The sequence below is a fragment of the Pseudoalteromonas sp. HM-SA03 genome (assembly GCF_002289345.1).
In the GTDB taxonomy this organism is placed as follows: Bacteria; Pseudomonadota; Gammaproteobacteria; order Enterobacterales; family Alteromonadaceae; genus Pseudoalteromonas.
This window is the reverse complement of the sequence record NZ_NSDG01000162.1, coordinates 1-293: the sequence shown is the minus strand read 5'-3', so window position 1 is coordinate 293 and position 293 is coordinate 1. Positions and strand designations below refer to the sequence as shown.

Annotated in this window: 1 pseudogene; it reads right to left on the bottom strand. The window is 39.9% G+C overall.

The annotated features are described in order from the left end of the window. Nucleotides 1–293: pseudogene (locus tag CKO50_RS25005) on the bottom strand (IS3 family transposase); the annotation flags it as partial.

The following is a 293-nucleotide window of genomic DNA, read 5'->3' as shown; positions in this document are numbered from 1 at the left end:
GAGTGTACGACTACCCGCAGCGCCTCGACTGAGATTAAAGCAAGCGTTTAGTTGCGCTCTCAGTTTAATCTCATTGACGTCAATGATGTTGCGACGTCTTTTATAGTCATAAAAACTTGAACGAGCAATATCAAAGACGTTACAGACCATTTCTACTGGTTCGTGCTCACTTAATTGGTCTATTAACGAATATTGTTCATTTCTTCTGACATTAAGAGAGCTGTAGCCTTTTTTAGTATCGATTTTTCTCGCTCTAAGCGATTGATCCTGGCTTCAAGCTCTTGAATCTTTTG